At 56.7% G+C, this 16983-nt stretch carries 18 protein-coding genes and 1 tRNA gene; 12 read left to right on the plus strand and 7 right to left on the minus strand.

Annotated elements, in window-relative coordinates; translation table 11 throughout:
- The first annotated feature begins 29 nt into the window (after positions 1–29).
- From AC790_RS00525 to AC790_RS24015, 8 genes are all read left to right on the plus strand, one after another.
- Positions 30–1199, plus strand: coding sequence for a phage tail sheath protein (locus AC790_RS00525; protein WP_049850599.1), 1170 nt, complete (start codon positions 30–32; stop codon positions 1197–1199).
- Between the two features lie 12 nt (positions 1200–1211).
- Positions 1212–1727 (plus strand): phage major tail tube protein, encoded by a 516-nt coding sequence (locus AC790_RS00530; protein ID WP_049850600.1) that lies wholly within the window; start codon positions 1212–1214, stop codon positions 1725–1727.
- Positions 1728–1780: 53 nt separating this feature from the next.
- On the plus strand, positions 1781–2083 hold the full coding sequence (locus AC790_RS00535) for a phage tail assembly protein (protein ID WP_049850601.1): 303 nt from the start codon (positions 1781–1783) through the stop codon (positions 2081–2083).
- A gap of 14 nt (positions 2084–2097) precedes the next feature.
- Complete coding sequence (locus AC790_RS24010; protein ID WP_071531062.1) at positions 2098–2217, plus strand: GpE family phage tail protein; 120 nt, start codon at positions 2098–2100, stop codon at positions 2215–2217.
- On the plus strand, positions 2210–5356 hold the full coding sequence (locus AC790_RS00540; protein WP_049850602.1) for a phage tail tape measure protein: 3147 nt from the start codon (positions 2210–2212) through the stop codon (positions 5354–5356). The genes AC790_RS24010 and AC790_RS00540 overlap by 8 nt, the downstream gene beginning before the upstream one ends.
- Positions 5356–5841 (plus strand): phage tail protein, encoded by a 486-nt coding sequence (locus AC790_RS00545; protein ID WP_049850603.1) that lies wholly within the window; start codon positions 5356–5358, stop codon positions 5839–5841. Before AC790_RS00540 ends, AC790_RS00545 begins: the two co-directional genes overlap by 1 nt.
- Positions 5838–6938 (plus strand): phage late control D family protein, encoded by a 1101-nt coding sequence (locus AC790_RS00550; RefSeq protein ID WP_049850604.1) that lies wholly within the window; start codon positions 5838–5840, stop codon positions 6936–6938. Before AC790_RS00545 ends, AC790_RS00550 begins: the two co-directional genes overlap by 4 nt.
- 62 nt (positions 6939–7000) lie before the next feature.
- The gene (locus AC790_RS24015; protein WP_013510553.1) at positions 7001–7219 is read left to right on the plus strand and encodes an ogr/Delta-like zinc finger family protein; all 219 of its coding nucleotides are present in this window, start codon (positions 7001–7003) and stop codon (positions 7217–7219) included.
- Positions 7220–7256: 37 nt separating this feature from the next.
- Here the strand turns inward: AC790_RS24015 and AC790_RS00555 are convergent, their stop codons facing one another.
- The 3 genes from AC790_RS00555 to AC790_RS00565 all read right to left on the minus strand — a co-directional run bounded on the left by AC790_RS00555 (position 7257) and on the right by AC790_RS00565 (position 8966).
- Positions 7257–7742: a hypothetical protein gene (locus tag AC790_RS00555; protein WP_049850605.1), complete on the minus strand. Its 486-nt coding sequence runs from the start codon at positions 7740–7742 to the stop codon at positions 7257–7259.
- Positions 7743–7918: 176 nt separating this feature from the next.
- Positions 7919–7994 (minus strand) — tRNA-Ile (locus tag AC790_RS00560).
- 189 nt (positions 7995–8183) lie between these two features.
- Positions 8184–8966 carry an SDR family oxidoreductase gene (locus AC790_RS00565; protein ID WP_049850606.1) on the minus strand — a complete coding sequence of 261 codons (783 nt, stop codon included), beginning with the start codon at positions 8964–8966 and terminating at the stop codon, positions 8184–8186.
- Positions 8967–9101: 135 nt separating this feature from the next.
- Between AC790_RS00565 and AC790_RS00570 the strand changes: the two genes are divergently transcribed.
- Both AC790_RS00570 and mug read left to right on the plus strand, forming a co-directional pair.
- The gene (locus AC790_RS00570; protein ID WP_049850607.1) at positions 9102–9689 is read left to right on the plus strand and encodes a TetR/AcrR family transcriptional regulator; all 588 of its coding nucleotides are present in this window, start codon (positions 9102–9104) and stop codon (positions 9687–9689) included.
- Positions 9686–10201 (plus strand): G/U mismatch-specific DNA glycosylase, encoded by a 516-nt coding sequence (gene mug, locus AC790_RS00575; protein WP_049850608.1) that lies wholly within the window; start codon positions 9686–9688, stop codon positions 10199–10201. The genes AC790_RS00570 and mug overlap by 4 nt, the downstream gene beginning before the upstream one ends.
- Positions 10202–10263: 62 nt before the next feature.
- On the opposite strand, the gene rpoD is transcribed toward mug, so the two are convergent.
- The 3 genes from rpoD to rpsU all read right to left on the minus strand — a co-directional run bounded on the left by rpoD (position 10264) and on the right by rpsU (position 14565).
- Entirely contained in the window at positions 10264–12105 is a 1842-nt protein-coding gene (rpoD, locus tag AC790_RS00580; RefSeq protein ID WP_009127647.1) for an RNA polymerase sigma factor RpoD, read from the minus strand.
- Positions 12106–12485: 380 nt separating this feature from the next.
- Positions 12486–14231 carry a DNA primase gene (gene dnaG / locus AC790_RS00585; RefSeq protein WP_049850609.1) on the minus strand — a complete coding sequence of 582 codons (1746 nt, stop codon included), beginning with the start codon at positions 14229–14231 and terminating at the stop codon, positions 12486–12488.
- Between the two features lie 118 nt (positions 14232–14349).
- Positions 14350–14565 carry a 30S ribosomal protein S21 gene (rpsU, locus tag AC790_RS00590; RefSeq protein ID WP_008103436.1) on the minus strand — a complete coding sequence of 72 codons (216 nt, stop codon included), beginning with the start codon at positions 14563–14565 and terminating at the stop codon, positions 14350–14352.
- Positions 14566–14846: 281 nt separating this feature from the next.
- On the opposite strand from rpsU, the gene tsaD reads away from it, so the two are divergent.
- Positions 14847–15860, plus strand: coding sequence for a tRNA (adenosine(37)-N6)-threonylcarbamoyltransferase complex transferase subunit TsaD (tsaD, locus tag AC790_RS00595; protein ID WP_009127654.1), 1014 nt, complete (start codon positions 14847–14849; stop codon positions 15858–15860).
- A gap of 31 nt (positions 15861–15891) precedes the next feature.
- Here tsaD and plsY read toward each other — a convergent pair whose 3' ends face one another.
- On the minus strand, positions 15892–16491 hold the full coding sequence (plsY, locus tag AC790_RS00600) for a glycerol-3-phosphate 1-O-acyltransferase PlsY (RefSeq protein ID WP_009127656.1): 600 nt from the start codon (positions 16489–16491) through the stop codon (positions 15892–15894).
- Between the two features lie 107 nt (positions 16492–16598).
- On the opposite strand from plsY, the gene folB reads away from it, so the two are divergent.
- Positions 16599–16958: a bifunctional dihydroneopterin aldolase/7,8-dihydroneopterin epimerase gene (gene folB / locus AC790_RS00605; RefSeq protein WP_009127658.1), complete on the plus strand. Its 360-nt coding sequence runs from the start codon at positions 16599–16601 to the stop codon at positions 16956–16958.
- Positions 16959–16983 lie beyond the last annotated feature (25 nt).

Below are 16983 nucleotides of genomic sequence, written 5' to 3' on the forward strand. Positions count from 1 at the left end.
GCGGAACCCCTTCACAGGAGAACCGCCATATGGCACAGGATTATCACCACGGCGTGCGCGTTGAGGAAATCAACGAGGGCACCCGAACCATTACCACCATCAGCACGGCGATTGTCGGACTGGTCTGCACCGGCGACGACGCCGACGCAGCCACGTTCCCGCTTAACCGTCCGGTACTGCTGACCGACGTCCTAACCGCGAGCGGCAAGGCGGGCGAGTCCGGCACGCTGGCCCGCTCGCTGGACGCCATCGGCGACCAGGCTAAACCCGTCACCGTCGTAGTGCGCGTGCCGCAGGGCGAAACCGAGGCCGAAACCACCGCCAACATCATCGGCGGCGTCACCGACGGCCAGCGCACCGGCATGAAAGCCCTGCTGGCCGCGCAGGCGGTGTGCGGCGTCAAGCCCCGCATTCTCGGCGTGCCGGGCCATGACACGCAGGCCGTTGCAACCGAGCTGCTGAGCGTGGCGCAGAGCCTGCGCGGCTTCGCCTACCTGTCGGCGTACGGCTGTAAGAGCGTGGAAGAGGCGATCGCCTACCGCGCGAACTTCAGCCAGCGCGAGGGCATGCTCATCTGGCCTGACTTCATCAACTTTGACACCGTGCTGAAGGCGGACGCGACGGCCTTCGCCACCGCCCGCGCGCTCGGCCTGCGCGCCAAAATCGACGAACAGACCGGCTGGCACAAATCCCTGTCGAACGTCGGCGTGAACGGCGTCACCGGCATCTCAAAAGACGTGTTCTGGGACCTGCAGGATCCGGCTACCGACTCCGGCCTGCTGAACCAGAACGACATCACCACGCTTATTCGTAAAGATGGCTTCCGCTTCTGGGGTTCGCGCTGCCTGAGCGACGACCCGCTGTTTGCGTTTGAGTGTTATACCCGCACGGCGCAGGTGCTGGCCGACACCATGGCCGAGGCGCACATGTGGGCGGTGGACGGCCCGCTTAACCCGTCGCTGGCCCGCGACATTATCGAGGGCATCCGCGCGAAGCTGCGCAGCCTCGTGAATCAGGGCTATCTCATCGGCGCGGACTGCTGGCTGGACGAGAGCGTAAACGACAAGGACACGCTGAAGGCGGGCAAGCTGCTGATTGACTACGACTACACGCCGGTGCCGCCGCTGGAAAACCTGCTGCTGCGCCAGCGCATCACCGATCAGTACCTGGTCGATTTCGCCAGCCGTGTCAGCGCATAAGGAGACTGAATCATGGCATTACCCCGCAAGCTCAAGCACCTGAACCTGTTCAACGCAGGCAACAACTGGCAGGGGCTGATTGAGTCCGTGACGCTGCCAAAAATCACCCGCAAGTTCGAAAAGTATCGCGGCGGCGGCATGGCCGGTGCGGTGGACATCGACATGGGCCTGGACGACGGCGCGCTGGACACGGAATTTACCTGCGGCGGCGTTGAGGCGCTGCTGTTCAAACAGATGGGCACCCAAACCGTGGACGGCGTGCAGCTGCGCTTTACCGGCTCAATTCAGCGCGACGACACCGGCGAGGTGCAGGCGGTGGAGCTGGTGACGCGTGGCCGCCACAAGGAGCTGGACTCCGGCGAGTGGAAGACCGGCGAATCCAGCACCACCAAGGTGTCCGGCACCAACAGCTACGCCAAGCTGACCATCAACGGCGAAGTGCTCTACGAGATTGACCTGGTGAACATGGTTCACATCGTAGACGGCACGGACCTGATGGAAGCGCACCGCAACGCGCTCGGCCTGTAATCAACCCGGCAGGGGAGACCCTGCCGCCTTTTACCCTTTAGCGAGACATCATCATGACCGACAAAACTACCGAAAAGACCGTTGAGCTGGACACCCCGATTTCGCGCGGGAAAACCGAGATTAAGAGCGTCGTCGTGCGCAAGCCGCAGTCCGGCGCGCTGCGCGGCACGCGCCTGCAGGCGCTGATGGACATGGACGTGAACGCCATGATCACCGTGCTGCCGCGCGTCACCACCCCGGCGCTGACCGTGCAGGAAATCACCGAGATGGACCCCGCCGATCTGGTGAGCCTGTCGGTTGAGGTGGTCACTTTTTTACTGAAGAAGTCGGTGCTGTCGGATTTAGCGACGGCCTGACGGTAGACGATCTGGTGGCGGACATTGCCACCGTCTTTCACTGGCCGCCGTCCGTTACCGAGTTCATGACGCTGACCGAGGTACTCGAATGGCGGCATAAGGCGATAATGCGACACGGGACCAGCGATGAGTGATAAAGACTTGCGCCTGCAGCTTGTTCTTAACGCGGTAGACAAACTAACCCGCCCCTTCCGTTCTGCAAAGGCCAGCACCCGCGAGCTGGCCGACTCCCTGCGCACCGCGCGCGCCAGCCTGAAAGATTTAGACGCGCAGGCCGCGCGCATCGACGGCTTCCGTAAAGCCCGGTCACAGCTTGCCATCACCGCAAACAATCTTAAGGGCGCGCGCGAAGAGGCGGCGAAGCTGGCGACGCAGTTCAGCGAGACCAACCGGCCCACCGCCGCGCAGGCGAGGGTGCTGGAGCAGGCGAAGAACCGCGTGCGCGAGCTGCAGCAGAGCTATAACGGGCTGCTGGGATCGGTACAGCGCCAGCGCGCCGCGCTCACCGAGTCCGGCGTTGATACCAAAAAGCTGAGCCAGGCACAGCGCGACCTGAAAGGCCGTGCCGACGAGGCACGCGCGGCGATTGACCGCCAGCAGAAGTCGCTGAAGCGGCTCGGCGAGCAGCAGGCGAAGCTCAACGCGGTGCGGGAGCGCCACGCCCGCTCGCTGGAGGTGCGCGATAAAATTGCCGGTGCCGGTGCGGCGACCACCGTCGCCGGGCTGGCGATGGGCGCGCCGGTGATGGCCGCCGTGAAAGCCTCGGCGGACATGGAAGACGCTATGAAGGGCGTGGCGAAGCAGGTTAACGGCCTGCGCGACAACAACGGCAACCGCACGGCGCAGTTCTACGACATGCAGGCCGCCATCAAGGCCGCCAGCGAGCAGCTGCCGATGGACAACGGCGCGATTGACTACGCCGCGCTGGTCGAGGGCGGGGCACGAATGGGCGTGACCAACCAGAACGATTCTTACGAGGACCAGAAGCGCGACCTGCTGGCGTTTGCCACCACGGCGGCGAAGGCGTCCACCGCGTTTGAGCTGCCCGCCGGTGAGCTGGCCGAGGGGCTGGGCAAGATTGCGCAGCTCTACAAAATCCCCACGCGCAACATCGAGCAGCTGGGCGACGCGCTGAACTACCTGGACGACAACGCGATGTCCAAGGGATCGGACATTATCGACGTGCTGCAGCGCATGGGCGGCGTGGCGGACAGGCTGGACTACCGCAAGGCCGCCGCGCTCGGCTCCACGTTCCTGAGCCTCGGCGCGACGGCGGAAACCGCCGCCAGCGCGGCGAACGCCATGGTGCGCGAACTCTCCGTTGCCACCATGCAGGGCAAGTCCTTCATGGGCGGCATGGCGCTGCTGAAGCTCGATCCGAAACAGATTGAAAAGCAGATGACTACCGACGCGATGGGCACCATTCAGCGCGTGCTGGAGAAGGTGAATAACCTGCCCGCCGACAAGCGTCTTACCGCGATGACCATGGTGTTTGGCAAGGAGTTCGGCAAGGACGCGGCGAAGCTCGCCAACAACATGCCGGAGCTGCGTCGCCAGCTGCAGCTGACGCAGGGCAACGCGGCCAGCGGCTCCATGCAGAAAGAGTCCGACATCAACAAGGACTCGCTGTCCGCGCAGTGGCTGCTGGTGAAAACCGGCGCGGCCAACACGATGAGCGGCCTCGGTGACACGCTGCGCCAGCCGCTGCTGGAAATCATGGACGCTGTGAAGCGCGTCACCGGCACCATGCGCCGCTGGGTGGAGTCGAACCCGGAGCTGGTCGGCAGGCTGATGAAAATCGCCGCCGTGGTGGCAACGGTCACGCTGGCGCTCGGCACGCTTGCCGTGGGCATGGCCGCCGTGCTGGGGCCGATCCTGATGCTGCGCTTCGGATTAAGCATGCTCGGCCTGAAGGGGCTGGCGACGCTCTCGCCGCTGCTGGGCGGGCTGGGCAAGGCATTCGCAAAACTGGCGCCCGGCCTTACATCTTCGAGTGACGGCATCAAAAAGCTGTTCTCACTGTTCAGCGGCGGCGAGGCCGGGGAGTCGGTGAACTGGCTGGAGAAAATCCGCGACGCGCTGGCCTCCCTTCGCGGCGGTGACGATGACGACGAGGACGGCGGCATACTGAACGCCTTCCGTGAAGGGGCGCTGGAGAAAATTAAGGAGAAGGCGCAGGACGCCGGGCAGACGCTGGTTGCCTCCTTCCGTAACCCGATGGCCGGTGTACGGGCGCTCGGCGCGCAGGTGCGCGGGCTGGCCGGTGCCGCCCTTGCGCCGCTGGCCGCCTCGGTGCGCGGTGCCGGTGGTGCGCTGATGTGGCTGGTGAAGTCGCCGCTGGCGCTGCTGCGCACGGTGCTGACCGGCGTAATCTGGGCGCTGGGTGCGCTGCTGAGTCCCGTCGGGCTGGCCGTCGCCGCGCTTGCCGGGGTGGCGCTGGTTATCTGGAAATACTGGGCGCCGATTAAGGCATTTTTAGGCGGCGTGGTGGACGGCTTCAGGGCCGCCGCCGGGCCGATCAGCGAGGCGTTTTCACCGCTGCAGCCGGTTTTCCAGTGGATAGGCGACAAGGTTCAGGCGCTTTTCGGCTGGTTTAAAGACCTGCTGACGCCGGTGCAGTCCACGGCGGCCGAACTGGACAGCGCCGCCGCGAAGGGCAAAGCGTTCGGGCAGGCGCTGGCCGACGGGCTGAACATGGTGATGCACCCGCTTGACTCTCTTAAGGCCGGGATCGGCGAGCTGCTGGACAAGTTCGGCCTCGTCAGCAAGGCGGCGGCTGACACCAGGCTGCCGCAACCGCCAAAAGCGGCCAGCGTCAGTGCGGGCGGGGTAACGTTGCCTACGGGCGGCTTCCCGGCGTTTGCGGGCATGTACGACACCGGCGGCAACATCCCGGCGGGCCAGTTTGGCGTCGTGGGAGAAAACGGGCCGGAAATCGTCGGCGGCCCGGTGAGCGTGACGAGCCGGAAACGCACTGCGCAGCTGGCGGCCATGGCGGCGATGACGCTCGGCATTGCGTCCGGAACGGCGGAGGCGAAGCCGCTGCACCCGCTGAGCCTGCCCGCGCAGGCGTACCGGCAGGACGCGCCGCGCCAGCAGCCCGGCATAAGCGCCGCGCCCGTGAGCATTCACGCGCCGATCACCATCGTGCAGCAGCCGGGCCAGAACGCGAAGGACGTGGTGGACGAGGTGATGCGCAGGCTGGAGGCAAAAGAGCGGCAGGCGCAGTCCCGCGCCCGCAGCAGTTACCGGGATCGAGGAGGGTTTGAATAATGATGATGACGCTGGGCCTGTTTGTTTTCATGCTCAAGACGGTGCCGTATCAGGAGCTGCAGCTCCAGCGCAGCTGGCGCTTCCCGTCGAACAGCCGCGTGGGCGTGCGCCCGGCGCTGCAGTTCCTCGGTCCGGATAACGACACCATCACGCTGTCAGGCGTGCTGCTGCCGGAAATCACCGGCGGCAGGCTGTCGCTGTTTGCGCTCGAGCAGATTGCCGAGCTGGGGCGCGCGTGGCCGCTGATTGAGGGCAGCGGCACGATTTACGGCATGTTCGTGATCGAGAGCCTGAGCCAGACCAAAGCGGAGTTCTTCAGCAACGGCGTGTGCCGCCGCATTGAGTTCACGCTGACGCTGAAGCGCACCGACGAATCGCTGGGTGAGATGTTCGGCAGCCTCAGCGATCAGCTGTCGGCCATGCAGGGCGCGGCCACCGACGCCGCCGGAAAAGTCGGTGCAGCAGTGGGCGGGCTGTTCTCATGATGGCGGGCAGCTGGATTAACGGGCAGGCAAACGCGCCCGCCTTCAGGCTGACGCTTGCCGGGGCGGACATCACGCAGAAGATAGAGCAGCGGCTCATCAGCCTGACGCTGACCGACAACCGGGGCTTTGAGGCGGACCAGCTGGACATCGAGCTGGACGACGCGGACGGCCAGCTGCTGATGCCGCGCCGGGGCGTTGAGCTGTCGCTGGCGCTGGGCTGGAAAGGGGAGGTGCTTTTCCCGAAAGGCACCTACACCGTGGACGAAATCGAACACAGCGGCACACCGGACCGGCTGACCCTGCGCGCGCGCAGCGCGGACTTCCGCCAGACGCTGAACACCAAGCGCGAGAAGTCGTGGCACCAGACCAGCGTCGGCGAGGTGGTTAAAGAGATTGCCGGGCGCCACAAGCTCAAAACGGCGATGGGCGACGACGTGGCGAAAATGGGGCTCGATCACATCGACCAGACCAACGAGTCAGACGCCAGCTTTTTGATGCGCCTGGCGAAACAGTGCGGCGCGGTGGCGTGCATCAAGGACGGCAACCTGCTGTTTATCCGTCAGGGGCAGGGCAAAACGGCCAGCGGCAAAGTGCTGCCCGCCATCACCCTCGTGCGCAAAGACGGCGACGGCCATCGCTTTACCCTGGCTGACCGGGACGCCTACACCGGCGTGATCGCAAGCTGGCTGCACACCCGCGAGCCGGACAAAAAGCCGGAAGCCACGGTGAAGCGTAAGCGGCGAAAGCCCGCCGCGCAGAAGAAGGAGCCGGAGGCGAAGCAGGGCGACTATCTGATTGGCACGGATGAAAACGTCCTGGTGCTGAGCCGCACCTATGCGAACCGGGCCAACGCCGAGCGCGCCGCAAAAATGCAGTGGGAACGGCTGCAGCGCGGTGTGGCAACGTTCTCTATTCAGCTGGCACGTGGCCGGGCCGATCTCTACACGGAAATGCCGGTGAAGGTCAGCGGGTTTAAACAGCAGATTGATAAAGCGGAATGGATTATCACGACGCTGACGCACGGACTGAGCGCGGAGAACGGCTACACGACCAGCATTGAACTTGAAGTGAAAATAGATTCACTTGAAATGGAATAGTGCTATCTCAAAAGGGTTAAATTGAGTAGTATTTATCTCAATTGGGGTTTGGAGACGACATTATGATGAATTGCCCTTTGTGCGGGAATGCCGCACATACACGCAGCAGCTTTCAGGTTTCAGCGACAACCAAAGAACGTTATAACCAGTGCCAGAACATTAATTGCAGTTGTACTTTTAAATCTCATGAAACGGTCTCTGAGATCATTATGAAGCCGGGTAGCGTTAAACCTGTGCCGCCGCATCCGGGAAGAAATCAGCAGCAACCATTGTGGTTATGATCGCTGCAAATATTAAATAGCCTGCTAATGTGGGCTATTATGCTTCAGGAATTTCACCCGTTTTCAAAAAATCTCCGAATTGATTTTCATCAAGTATTACAACACCTTTCATACGGGCAGCCGTTACTTTTGTTGGCCCAGCATTATATCCACAGCAAAGTAATTGAAGATTCTGTGTAACAGAGCTTCTTACTGTCATGCCATTGGCAATAGCGCATTCTATTAATCGATCTTTATCTGCTTTTTTAAAGCCAGTGAAGCAAACGTCAAAAGTTACTTTTTGAACTTTAGGCCTGCTCAATTGAATGTGAGAGTAATCACTTTCTTTCACCGTTATGAGAAATGCAGAAGCTGCGTCCGCTGTTTCAACAAGTTTAATTACTCTGTCTTTGCGAAAGGTTCTTAATTGTTTGATGACGTTGCAGACGCCTTGCACATGCTCGGCACTGTGGCTGACATTAAAAATCGATTGGGCGCTAACTTGCCCTTTTGCATTGATATAGACGAAGTGCATTTCTTCCATGTGATCACCTTCAGAGGCTGTGGGGACGAACGAAAAAATAGCCGTCAAACATGAAGGGCAGGGCAACAGAAGAAAACGGGAAAAAATCTGCTGCCATTTTGCTGCCAATCAGATTTTTGGCTACAAAAAAAGCCGCTGAAAAAGCGGCTTAAGTGCATGATTTTAATCACTAAATTTGGTGGCCCCTGCTGGGTTTGAACCAGCGACCAAGCGATTATGAGTCGCCTGCTCTAACCACTGAGCTAAGGGGCCAGCGGAGCGGGGATTATAGAGTATCTTGTTGGGGTGATCCAGAGTTCGCCATTTGGATGGCGAAAATTACAGCAATGGCTGAGCCCTTGATCTCAAAAAGAAAAATGCATTATCACCCGCTTTATCGCGCATATAGCGCTCAATCATCATCGCTTTTTGAGACCAGGCTGACTAAAAAGGTCATCATTGCTACAAATAACGCGATGCTGGCTTGTTTAATGAAATAAAAGGCAATATTGCGCGGCGTGCGTCATCGTAAGTCTGCCAAAGGTCCATGTCTTCCACTGATGGGATGGTCACTAGCTCGCCGGCATCAAGTCCATGCAGGGCCGCTGAGACTAAATCATCTACCTCCATCAGCATTTCTGCGGGAAGGTCATTGATAGATTTACCCGCGCGTTCGAAGATCTCGGTACGCGTCAGACCAGGCAACATAGCCTGCATACGCACGCCACTTTCGGCTAATTCACGATGCATATTGCGCGTTAGGGAAAGGACATAAGCTTTGCTGGCGTTATACGCGCCATTCGCAGACTCATTTACCAATGCTAATACCGATGCAATATTCACGATTGTGCCGTTGCGGCGTGCTCGAAAGGCCTGCGCGGCACTGTGAGCCAGCTGTGTTAGTGCAACGATGTTTAGGGTCAGCATGGTTTGTATTTTTACGATATCACCATCAACAAATTCGCCTTCTACCGTCATGCCAGCGTTGTTAACCAGCAGCGTGATCAGCTTATTTTCCTGAATTTCCCGAACGACTTTTTGCACATCATCCTGATGCGTTAGGTCTGCAGTCAATACGCTGACCTCCACGCCGTGCGCCTCGCGCAGAGATCGTGCCAATTGATTAAGTCTGGCTTCATCGCGTGCCACCAGAATCAGGTTGCTTCCGCGTGCTGCTAGCTGTTTGGCATAGGTGGCGCCAATACCACTTGATGCGCCGGTAATCAAAGCCAGTTGTTGTGACATGTTAGGTTCCTCGAGATGATGGTTATCATATTTGCGTAGTTTAATATGACGATCATAATATTTACCGTCAAGCTGGAATATGATGATCGTAATAATTACACTGATTGCCATAAGCGATGAGTGAGGGAAGTGGAGATGGAAAAGCTGAGCCACAAAGCACGTACGCGGCAGCGCATCTTGAATGAGGCAGCGGTGGTGATGCGCGAGAGCGGTACTGAAAGCATTGGCGTAGCCGCGCTGATGAAGCGCGTAGGCTTAACGCACGGTGGTTTTTACGCGCATTTCACTTCACGTGAGGATTTGGTACAAGCCGTGATTGCAGAGATGTTTGCCGATTCAGCCCGCCGCTTCGCTGCTATTACTGCCCTAAAAGATCCACTGGAACGATTTAATCAGCTGATTGATAGCTACCTGTCAGAGCAGCATTGTGACTCGCCGGGTGAAGGCTGCCCGCTACCTGCGCTGGTGAGTGAAATGGCGCATCTGCCATTGGATGCGCGCACGCTGTTTTCTCAGCAGCGTGCAGAGATGCGACAGCGTTTAGCGCAGACGCTACGTGAGCTTAACCACCCGCAAGCAGATGACGCCGCAACGACGATTCTGACTGAGATGGTCGGGGCAGTGGCGCTGGCTCGTTCTTGTGCTGATAAAAAGGAAGCAGGAAATTTGCTGGCGCTCAGCCGTCGTTCCGTGAAACAACGTGCCGGAGTGGAGACACCATGAGTGAGCACGATATCCGCGATATCATCGCGCCCGATTTGCAGGTGCTGTTTTGTGGTATCAATCCGGGAAAATCATCAGCACATACCGGTTATCACTTCGCGCATCCTGGCAATCGCTTCTGGAAAGTAATCTATCAGGCGGGATTCACCCGGGAGTTACTTAAGCCCGATCAGGAGCAGCGACTAATGGAAACCGGCTGTGGTATCACCATGCTGGTGGAGCGTCCGACGGTGCAGGCCAACGAACTGGATGGTGATGAGTTACGTGACGGTGGTTCACGTTTGCAGCACAAGATTTTGCATTATCAACCGCGCGCGTTGGCGGTATTGGGCAAGGACGCCTTTCAGAAAGCGTTTCGTCAGCGCAAAGTGGAGTGGGGCGAGCAGCCGCAAATGTTGGGTAAGACGCGATTATGGGTGTTGCCCAATCCCAGCGGTCTAAATCGTGCGACGCTGGAAGAGATGGCGGCATCCTATCGTCAGCTGCATGATTGGCTACAGGGCAATAGGTAAAAATGCGGTTCTGCAGATAATAAAAAACCCCGGCAAGCCGGGGTTTTTCGTCTCGACGCTGATTAATCGTCGAGGAAGCTACGCAGCACTTCAGAGCGGCTTGGATGACGCAGTTTACGCAGCGCCTTCGCTTCAATCTGACGAATACGCTCACGCGTTACATCAAACTGTTTGCCTACCTCTTCCAGCGTGTGGTCGGTGTTCATATCGATACCGAAACGCATACGCAGAACTTTCGCTTCACGCGCGGTCAGGCCAGCCAGCACATCGTGGGTGGCTGAGCGCAGGCTTTCCGAGGTAGCGGAATCCAGCGGCAGCTCCAGCGTGGTGTCTTCGATAAAATCGCCCAGATGCGAATCTTCATCATCACCAATCGGCGTCTCCATCGAGATAGGCTCTTTAGCGATTTTCAGCACTTTGCGGATCTTATCTTCTGGCATCAGCATGCGTTCGGCCAGCTCTTCCGGTGTCGGCTCACGACCCATCTCTTGCAGCATCTGACGCGAGATACGATTGAGTTTGTTGATGGTCTCAATCATATGCACCGGAATACGGATGGTACGTGCCTGGTCAGCGATGGAACGGGTGATAGCCTGACGAATCCACCAGGTGGCGTAAGTTGAGAACTTATAACCACGACGGTATTCAAACTTATCAACCGCTTTCATCAAGCCAATGTTGCCTTCCTGAATCAGATCGAGGAACTGCAGACCACGGTTGGTATATTTCTTAGCGATAGAAATAACCAGACGCAAGTTTGCTTCAACCATCTCTTTCTTCGCACGACGCGCTTTGGCCTCGCCGATAGACATGCGACGGTTAATGTCTTTGACCTGCTCGATGGTCAAGCCGGTTTCTTCTTCAATCTGCTGCAGTTTGTACAGCGAACGATTCACATCATCTTCAACTTCGAGCAGTTTTTCCGACCAAGGCTTGTTCATGGCCAGCGCGGCTTTGAACCAACTTGGATTGGTTTCATTGCCGGTAAACAGCGTGATGAAGTTCTTCTTCGGCATTTTGCACAGTTCAATACACAGCTTCATGATCAGGCGCTCTTGCGTACGCACGCGCTCCATCATTTCACGCATATTGTTCACCAGGTAATCGAATTGCTTCGGTACCAGGCGGAACTGTTTAAATACTTCAGACAGATTTTGGATTTCAGCGACGGCGTCTGCGTGGCTGCGACCTTTAGCTTTAATTACAGTACGCGTTGTTTCGTACTGTGTACGCAGGTCACCAAACTTCTCGCGAGCCAGTTCTGGGTCGATGGAGTTGTCATCATCAGAACTGTCGTCATCCTCTTCGTCTTCTTCTTCATCATCATCGCGATCTTCCTGCGATAACTCAGAACCAACGTGAGTCGCGGTCGGCGCAATATCTTCTTCGGCGTTAGGATCGATAAAGCCGATGATTAAATCAGACAGGCGAGAGTCGCCCGCTTCTACGCGATCGTACTGATCGAGCAAATAGGTGATCGCTTCCGGATATTCGGCAACAGAGCATTGAACCTGGTTGATACCGTCTTCGATGCGCTTAGCGATGTCTATTTCGCCTTCACGCGTCAGCAGTTCAACGGTACCCATTTCACGCATATACATGCGCACCGGGTCGGTGGTACGGCCAATTTCAGATTCAACACTGGATAAAACCTGAGCGGCGGCTTCTGCAGCATCTTCGTCAGTATCGGAGCTGTTTTCATTCAGGATCAGGTCATCAGCATCAGGCGCTTCTTCAACGACCTGAATACCCATGTCATTAATCATCTGAATGATGTCTTCGATCTGATCGGAGTCGACGATATCTTCCGGCAGATGGTCATTGACCTCAGCATAGGTCAGATAGCCTTGCTCCTTACCACGGGTGACAAGTAGCTTAAGCTGTGACTGCGGGTTTTGCTCCATAAGACGGTATCCACACTTCTGTTAATTAGATTGGTGTCGGTCGGCGCGAGCCAACTATAACAGTGAAGGCGTTGTGTTTTTGCCGCTGCCTACATCGCGGCCAGGGCCTTTGCCCTCATATAATCGGCACTTAAGCCGCTTGTGTTCGTTCCGAGGCTAACTTACTTGCCATTTTCAGCGCTGGCAGTGCTCGCAATCCTCACGTACTTAAGTACGCTCCGGGTGCTGCGCGCTGGCAGCACTGAAACTGGCTGCGACGTTAACGCCTCTAAATCTTGAGCTGTTTGTTTTCCGGTTCGCTTATGGCGTCTAAAAATCCGGAAATGACTGAGCCAGAATGCGGTTTTTAATGTGCTTGCAGTTCTGACCGAGTTAAAATCTTATTTTTTTGCTAATGCCTGGCTTAAAGCCCAGAACTCGCGGCGTTCGATGGCGCTTAAGCCTTCTGTTCGCTCGCGGGCGATCAGCGCTTCAAGACGCTGTTCAAGCGCGGAATCATAAATGCTGGCCAGTGAATCCTGGAACACTTCTTCCGCCTCTTCATCCACTATCATGTGGTTCCAGGTGGCCAGTGTTTCAAGGGGCTGGCTAAAATTTGTCCCGCGATATAACTCTAGTAGCTGTCCGGTAGTCAGGCCAGGATTCTCTGTACAACGGCTGACTAACTCCACAAATAGCGGTAAACCTGCCATTTTCGACTGCTCCAGTCCATCCAGCGTCGGTACGATGGAGGCGAACTGTGGATTCTGCACTAATAACGCAATCAGCACGCGCATGGTGGTACGCTTCAGCGGTGGTGCAGTGGGCAGCGCGCCACTTTCGGCCAGCTTCGGCATCAGCTTGTCTAACTGGTTATCGTCAAGAATACCGAGTTTATTACCCAGAGTTTGGCGCATATAAATACGCAGCGTTTCACCGGGAATCTGACTAATCAGTGGTAACGCAAGTGTCGCCAGCTTGGTCTTACCATCGCGGGTACTCAAATCTACCTGCGGCATCAGGCTGTCGAACAAAAACGTGGAGAGCGGTGTAGCCTGCTCCATCCGCGCTTCAAAGGCTTCTTTGCCCTCTTTGCGTACCAGCGTGTCCGGATCTTCGCCATCGGGCAAAAACATAAAGCGTAGCTGACGACCATCATTCATGTAAGGCAATGCGGTTTCGAGCGTACGCCATGCTGCTTCACGTCCGGCGCGGTCGCCGTCATAACAGCAAATCACGGTATCCGTTGAGCGGTACAGCAGCTGAACGTGCTCAGCGGTAGTCGAAGTGCCCAGCGATGCTACGGCATAATCGATGCCAAATTGCGCGAGCGCCACCACGTCCATATAACCTTCAACAACCAGCAAACGCGCAGGCTGCGGATGATTTTTTTGCGCTTCATAAAGTCCGTATAACTGGCGGCCTTTATGGAAAATCGGTGTTTCAGGTGAGTTCAGATACTTCGGCGTATCGTTGCCCAGCACGCGACCACCAAAACCGATGACGCGGCCGCGCTTATCGCGGATAGGGAACATCACGCGATCGCGGAAACGATCATAGGTGCGGCCTGAGTCATTGCTGACCAGCATGCCGGCTTCCATCAGTGATTCGCGATCGTCTTTTTGCTGACCAAAACGCTTCAGTGCATTATCCCAGCCGGCGGGCGCATAGCCGATAGCAAAGTGATCGATCACTTCCTGGCTGAGTCCGCGCGTGGCGAGATATTTCTGGGCAGATTGCGCTTGCGGATTACGCAGGCTCTGTTGATAAAAGCCGTTCAGGCCTTCCAGCAACTGATAAAGACTTTGACGCTGATGGCGCTCCATCGGGCTAGGACCGTTGCCCGCTTCATACGGCACTTCTAAGCCGTGAAGCGTGGCCAGCTCCTCAACGCTCTCAACAAATTCCAGACGATCGTGATTCATCAGGAAATCGATGGCGTTGCCCTTGGCACCACAGCCAAAGCAGTAATAAAACTGCTTCTCACCGCTTACGGTGAAAGAGGGCGTTTTTTCGTTATGAAAAGGACAGCACGCGTGATAATTCTTACCCTGCTTTTTCAGCTTAACGCGGGCATCGATAATATCCACGATGTCCGTGCGGGCAAGTAAGTCGTTGATAAATATGCGTGGAATTCGTCCAGCCATAAGCCCCGATTTTTCAGCTCATAAACGACAACAAGCCGCGCTTCCTTTCGGAAAGCACGGCCTTTTACTTGACTCTGTCTGCGTTTATCACGCGGCGGAAGCGAACTTCCGCAAGAAATTAGTACAGACGAGTGCGGCGTGCGTTTTCGCGAGCCAGTTTCTTGGCGTGACGCTTAACTGCAGATGCTTTAGCGCGCTTACGCTCAGTGGTAGGCTTCTCGTAGAACTCACGGCTACGAACTTCTGCCAAAACACCTGCTTTCTCGCATGAACGCTTGAAGCGACGCAGTGCTACGTCGAACGGCTCGTTTTCACGTACTTTAATTACCGGCATGTAACTCTTACCTCGATAAAATTCGGTTTTTGCTGCTGACTGCGGCGCCAGCACATTTCAAAATGGTGCAGCATTTTACTCCAGCCGCGGCTGACTTGTAAAGCACCATGTATAATTTAGAACCAACAGGGGCATTTGCCATCGCGGCTGCCGGTTTTTTCAGGCCGTGGAGTATAGCGCACTCTTTATGCGACAGAAAAACACTTTTTCCTGGCCAAAGTCTCTGGGGTGTGATTTGCCTGTGCTACACTGCGCGCCGCAAGAAGAGGGTGATAAAAGCTATGCGAGTTCTGGGTATTGAAACGTCCTGCGATGAAACCGGCATCGCGATTTATGACGATGCGTCCGGTCTGCTGGCAAATCAATTATATAGCCAGGTCAAACTGCATGCCGATTACGGCGGCGTGGTGCCGGAACTGGCATCGCGCGACCACGTGCGTAAAACCGTGCCGCTGATTCAGGCGGCACTAAAAGAAGCGGGTCTTGAGCCACAACAAATTGATGGTGTTGCCTATACGGCTGGACCGGGCCTGGTCGGTGCGTTGTTGGTGGGGGCAACCATTGGCCGCGCGTTGGCGTTCGCCTGGAATGTGCCGGCGGTACCGGTCCATCATATGGAAGGGCATCTGCTGGCGCCGATGCTGGAAGAGAATCCGCCTGAATTCCCATTTGTGGCGCTGCTGGTTTCCGGCGGTCACACGCAGTTAATCAGCGTGACCGGTATTGGCGAATATACTTTGCTGGGCGAATCGATTGATGATGCAGCCGGTGAAGCGTTCGATAAAACCGCCAAGCTGCTCGGTCTGGATTATCCCGGCGGGCCAATGTTGTCGCGTATGGCGCAGCAGGGCACGGCCAACCGCTTCAAATTCCCGCGTCCGATGACCGATCGTCCGGGGCTGGATTTTAGCTTCTCCGGGCTAAAAACCTTTGCGGCGAATACCATTCGCGAGCATCAGGGCGACGAACAAGCACGTGCTGATATTGCTCGCGCGTTTGAAGATGCAGTGGTCGATACCTTAATGATTAAGTGCAAACGCGCGCTGGAGCAGACCGGTTTTAAACGTTTAGTGATTGCCGGCGGCGTCAGTGCCAACCGCACGCTGCGTGAGCGGATGGCCGAAATGATGCAAAAGCGCGGTGGCGAAGTGTTTTACGCGCGCCCTGAGTTTTGCACAGATAATGGCGCGATGATCGCTTACGCTGGCATGGTGCGGCTGAAAGGGGGCACGCGTGGAGAACTTGGCGTTAGCGTGCGACCGCGTTGGCCGCTATCCGAATTGCCCGCCATCTAAAACGCAAAAAACCGGCTTTGCGCCGGTTTTTTTATTTCTTCTTCTTCCGTTTCCAGATTTTCGTTTCCTGGCCGCGCCACAGGCGTTGAATGTTGTCGTGATGTCGCAACAGAATCAAACAGGAGAGCATGGAAACGGGGAAGGTAAATTGCGGTTTAAACCACCACACATAAAACGGTGCGATCAGCGCACTGACAATGGCGCCAAGCGATGAATAGCCGCTTAGCAGTACCGTTAACAGCCAGGTACCGGTCATCAATCCCGTTAAATCCCAGCCAATCGGCGCAATTGCGCCAAATGCGGTCGCTACGCCTTTACCGCCGCGAAAACGAAAGAATACCGGATAGATGTGGCCAAGGCAGGCGGCAATCGCCGTCAGTCCAAGATAGAGGGGCGCAACGTGCAGCAGGTAGGCGATCCACACTGGGAGCATGCCTTTCGCCACGTCGAAAATAAGTACCGCCGCAGCGGCAGCTTTGCCACCAATGCGCAAAACGTTGGTAGCGCCAGGGTTGCCTGAGCCTTGCGAGCGCGGATCGGGTAAACCAGCCAGTTTACAAACCAGTATCGCACTGGAAATCGAACCGCAAAGATACGCGAAAATAATCATACCAAGCGCGATAGCACTCATAGCTTCGTACCGTTCCTTTTGGGTCGTTTTGTTCTCGATAAGCGTGGATAATACGCATAATCCGCCGGAAGTGGTATCCGGCTTAGCCAAAAACAGAGACTGACATCATGGATATCGTATTTATCGAGCAGCTTACCGTGTTCACGACTATTGGCGTTTACGACTGGGAGCAGGGCATGCAGCAGAAGCTGGTGCTCGATGTCGAACTAGCCTGGGATAACCGCCAGGCCGCCGCCAGCGACGATGTGAATGATTGCCTGAGCTATGCCGATGTGACTGAAGCGATCCTCAATCATCTGCAAGGCCAGCGTTTTGCCCTCGTTGAAAGGGTAGCGGAAGAAATCGCCGTTCTGTTGATGAATCGTTTCAAAACGCCTGGAGTGCGCATAAAGGTAGCAAAACCGGGGGCTATCGCCCAGGCGGGCAGCGTTGGCGTGCGTATTGAGCGCGGGACTATTCCGAAATAAATCTTCCGTGATTGCCATCACAATG

Origin of the sequence: Pantoea sp. RIT-PI-b (genome assembly GCF_001187905.1) — a bacterium.
In the GTDB taxonomy this organism is placed as follows: domain Bacteria; phylum Pseudomonadota; class Gammaproteobacteria; order Enterobacterales; family Enterobacteriaceae; genus Pantoea; species Pantoea nemavictus.

What these genes read in the sequence shown, in the direction of transcription:
- AC790_RS00550 (WP_049850604.1), top strand. Translation starts at nt 5,838, where the DNA reads ATGATGGCGGGCAGCTGGATTAACGGGCAGGCAAACGCGCCCGCCTTC.
- AC790_RS00540 (WP_049850602.1), top strand. Translation starts at nt 2,210, where the DNA reads ATGAGTGATAAAGACTTGCGCCTGCAGCTTGTTCTTAACGCGGTAGAC.
- AC790_RS00530 (WP_049850600.1), top strand. Translation starts at nt 1,212, where the DNA reads ATGGCATTACCCCGCAAGCTCAAGCACCTGAACCTGTTCAACGCAGGC.
- AC790_RS00570 (WP_049850607.1), top strand. Translation starts at nt 9,102, where the DNA reads ATGGAAAAGCTGAGCCACAAAGCACGTACGCGGCAGCGCATCTTGAAT.
- AC790_RS00535 (WP_049850601.1), top strand. Translation starts at nt 1,781, where the DNA reads ATGACCGACAAAACTACCGAAAAGACCGTTGAGCTGGACACCCCGATT.
- mug (WP_049850608.1), top strand. Translation starts at nt 9,686, where the DNA reads ATGAGTGAGCACGATATCCGCGATATCATCGCGCCCGATTTGCAGGTG.
- AC790_RS00545 (WP_049850603.1), top strand. Translation starts at nt 5,356, where the DNA reads ATGATGATGACGCTGGGCCTGTTTGTTTTCATGCTCAAGACGGTGCCG.
- plsY (WP_009127656.1), bottom strand. Translation starts at nt 16,491, where the DNA reads ATGAGTGCTATCGCGCTTGGTATGATTATTTTCGCGTATCTTTGCGGT.
- dnaG (WP_049850609.1), bottom strand. Translation starts at nt 14,231, where the DNA reads ATGGCTGGACGAATTCCACGCATATTTATCAACGACTTACTTGCCCGC.
- AC790_RS00565 (WP_049850606.1), bottom strand. Translation starts at nt 8,966, where the DNA reads ATGTCACAACAACTGGCTTTGATTACCGGCGCATCAAGTGGTATTGGC.
- rpsU (WP_008103436.1), bottom strand. Translation starts at nt 14,565, where the DNA reads ATGCCGGTAATTAAAGTACGTGAAAACGAGCCGTTCGACGTAGCACTG.
- tsaD (WP_009127654.1), top strand. Translation starts at nt 14,847, where the DNA reads ATGCGAGTTCTGGGTATTGAAACGTCCTGCGATGAAACCGGCATCGCG.
- AC790_RS24015 (WP_013510553.1), top strand. Translation starts at nt 7,001, where the DNA reads ATGATGAATTGCCCTTTGTGCGGGAATGCCGCACATACACGCAGCAGC.
- AC790_RS00555 (WP_049850605.1), bottom strand. Translation starts at nt 7,742, where the DNA reads ATGGAAGAAATGCACTTCGTCTATATCAATGCAAAAGGGCAAGTTAGC.
- rpoD (WP_009127647.1), bottom strand. Translation starts at nt 12,105, where the DNA reads ATGGAGCAAAACCCGCAGTCACAGCTTAAGCTACTTGTCACCCGTGGT.
- AC790_RS00525 (WP_049850599.1), top strand. Translation starts at nt 30, where the DNA reads ATGGCACAGGATTATCACCACGGCGTGCGCGTTGAGGAAATCAACGAG.
- folB (WP_009127658.1), top strand. Translation starts at nt 16,599, where the DNA reads ATGGATATCGTATTTATCGAGCAGCTTACCGTGTTCACGACTATTGGC.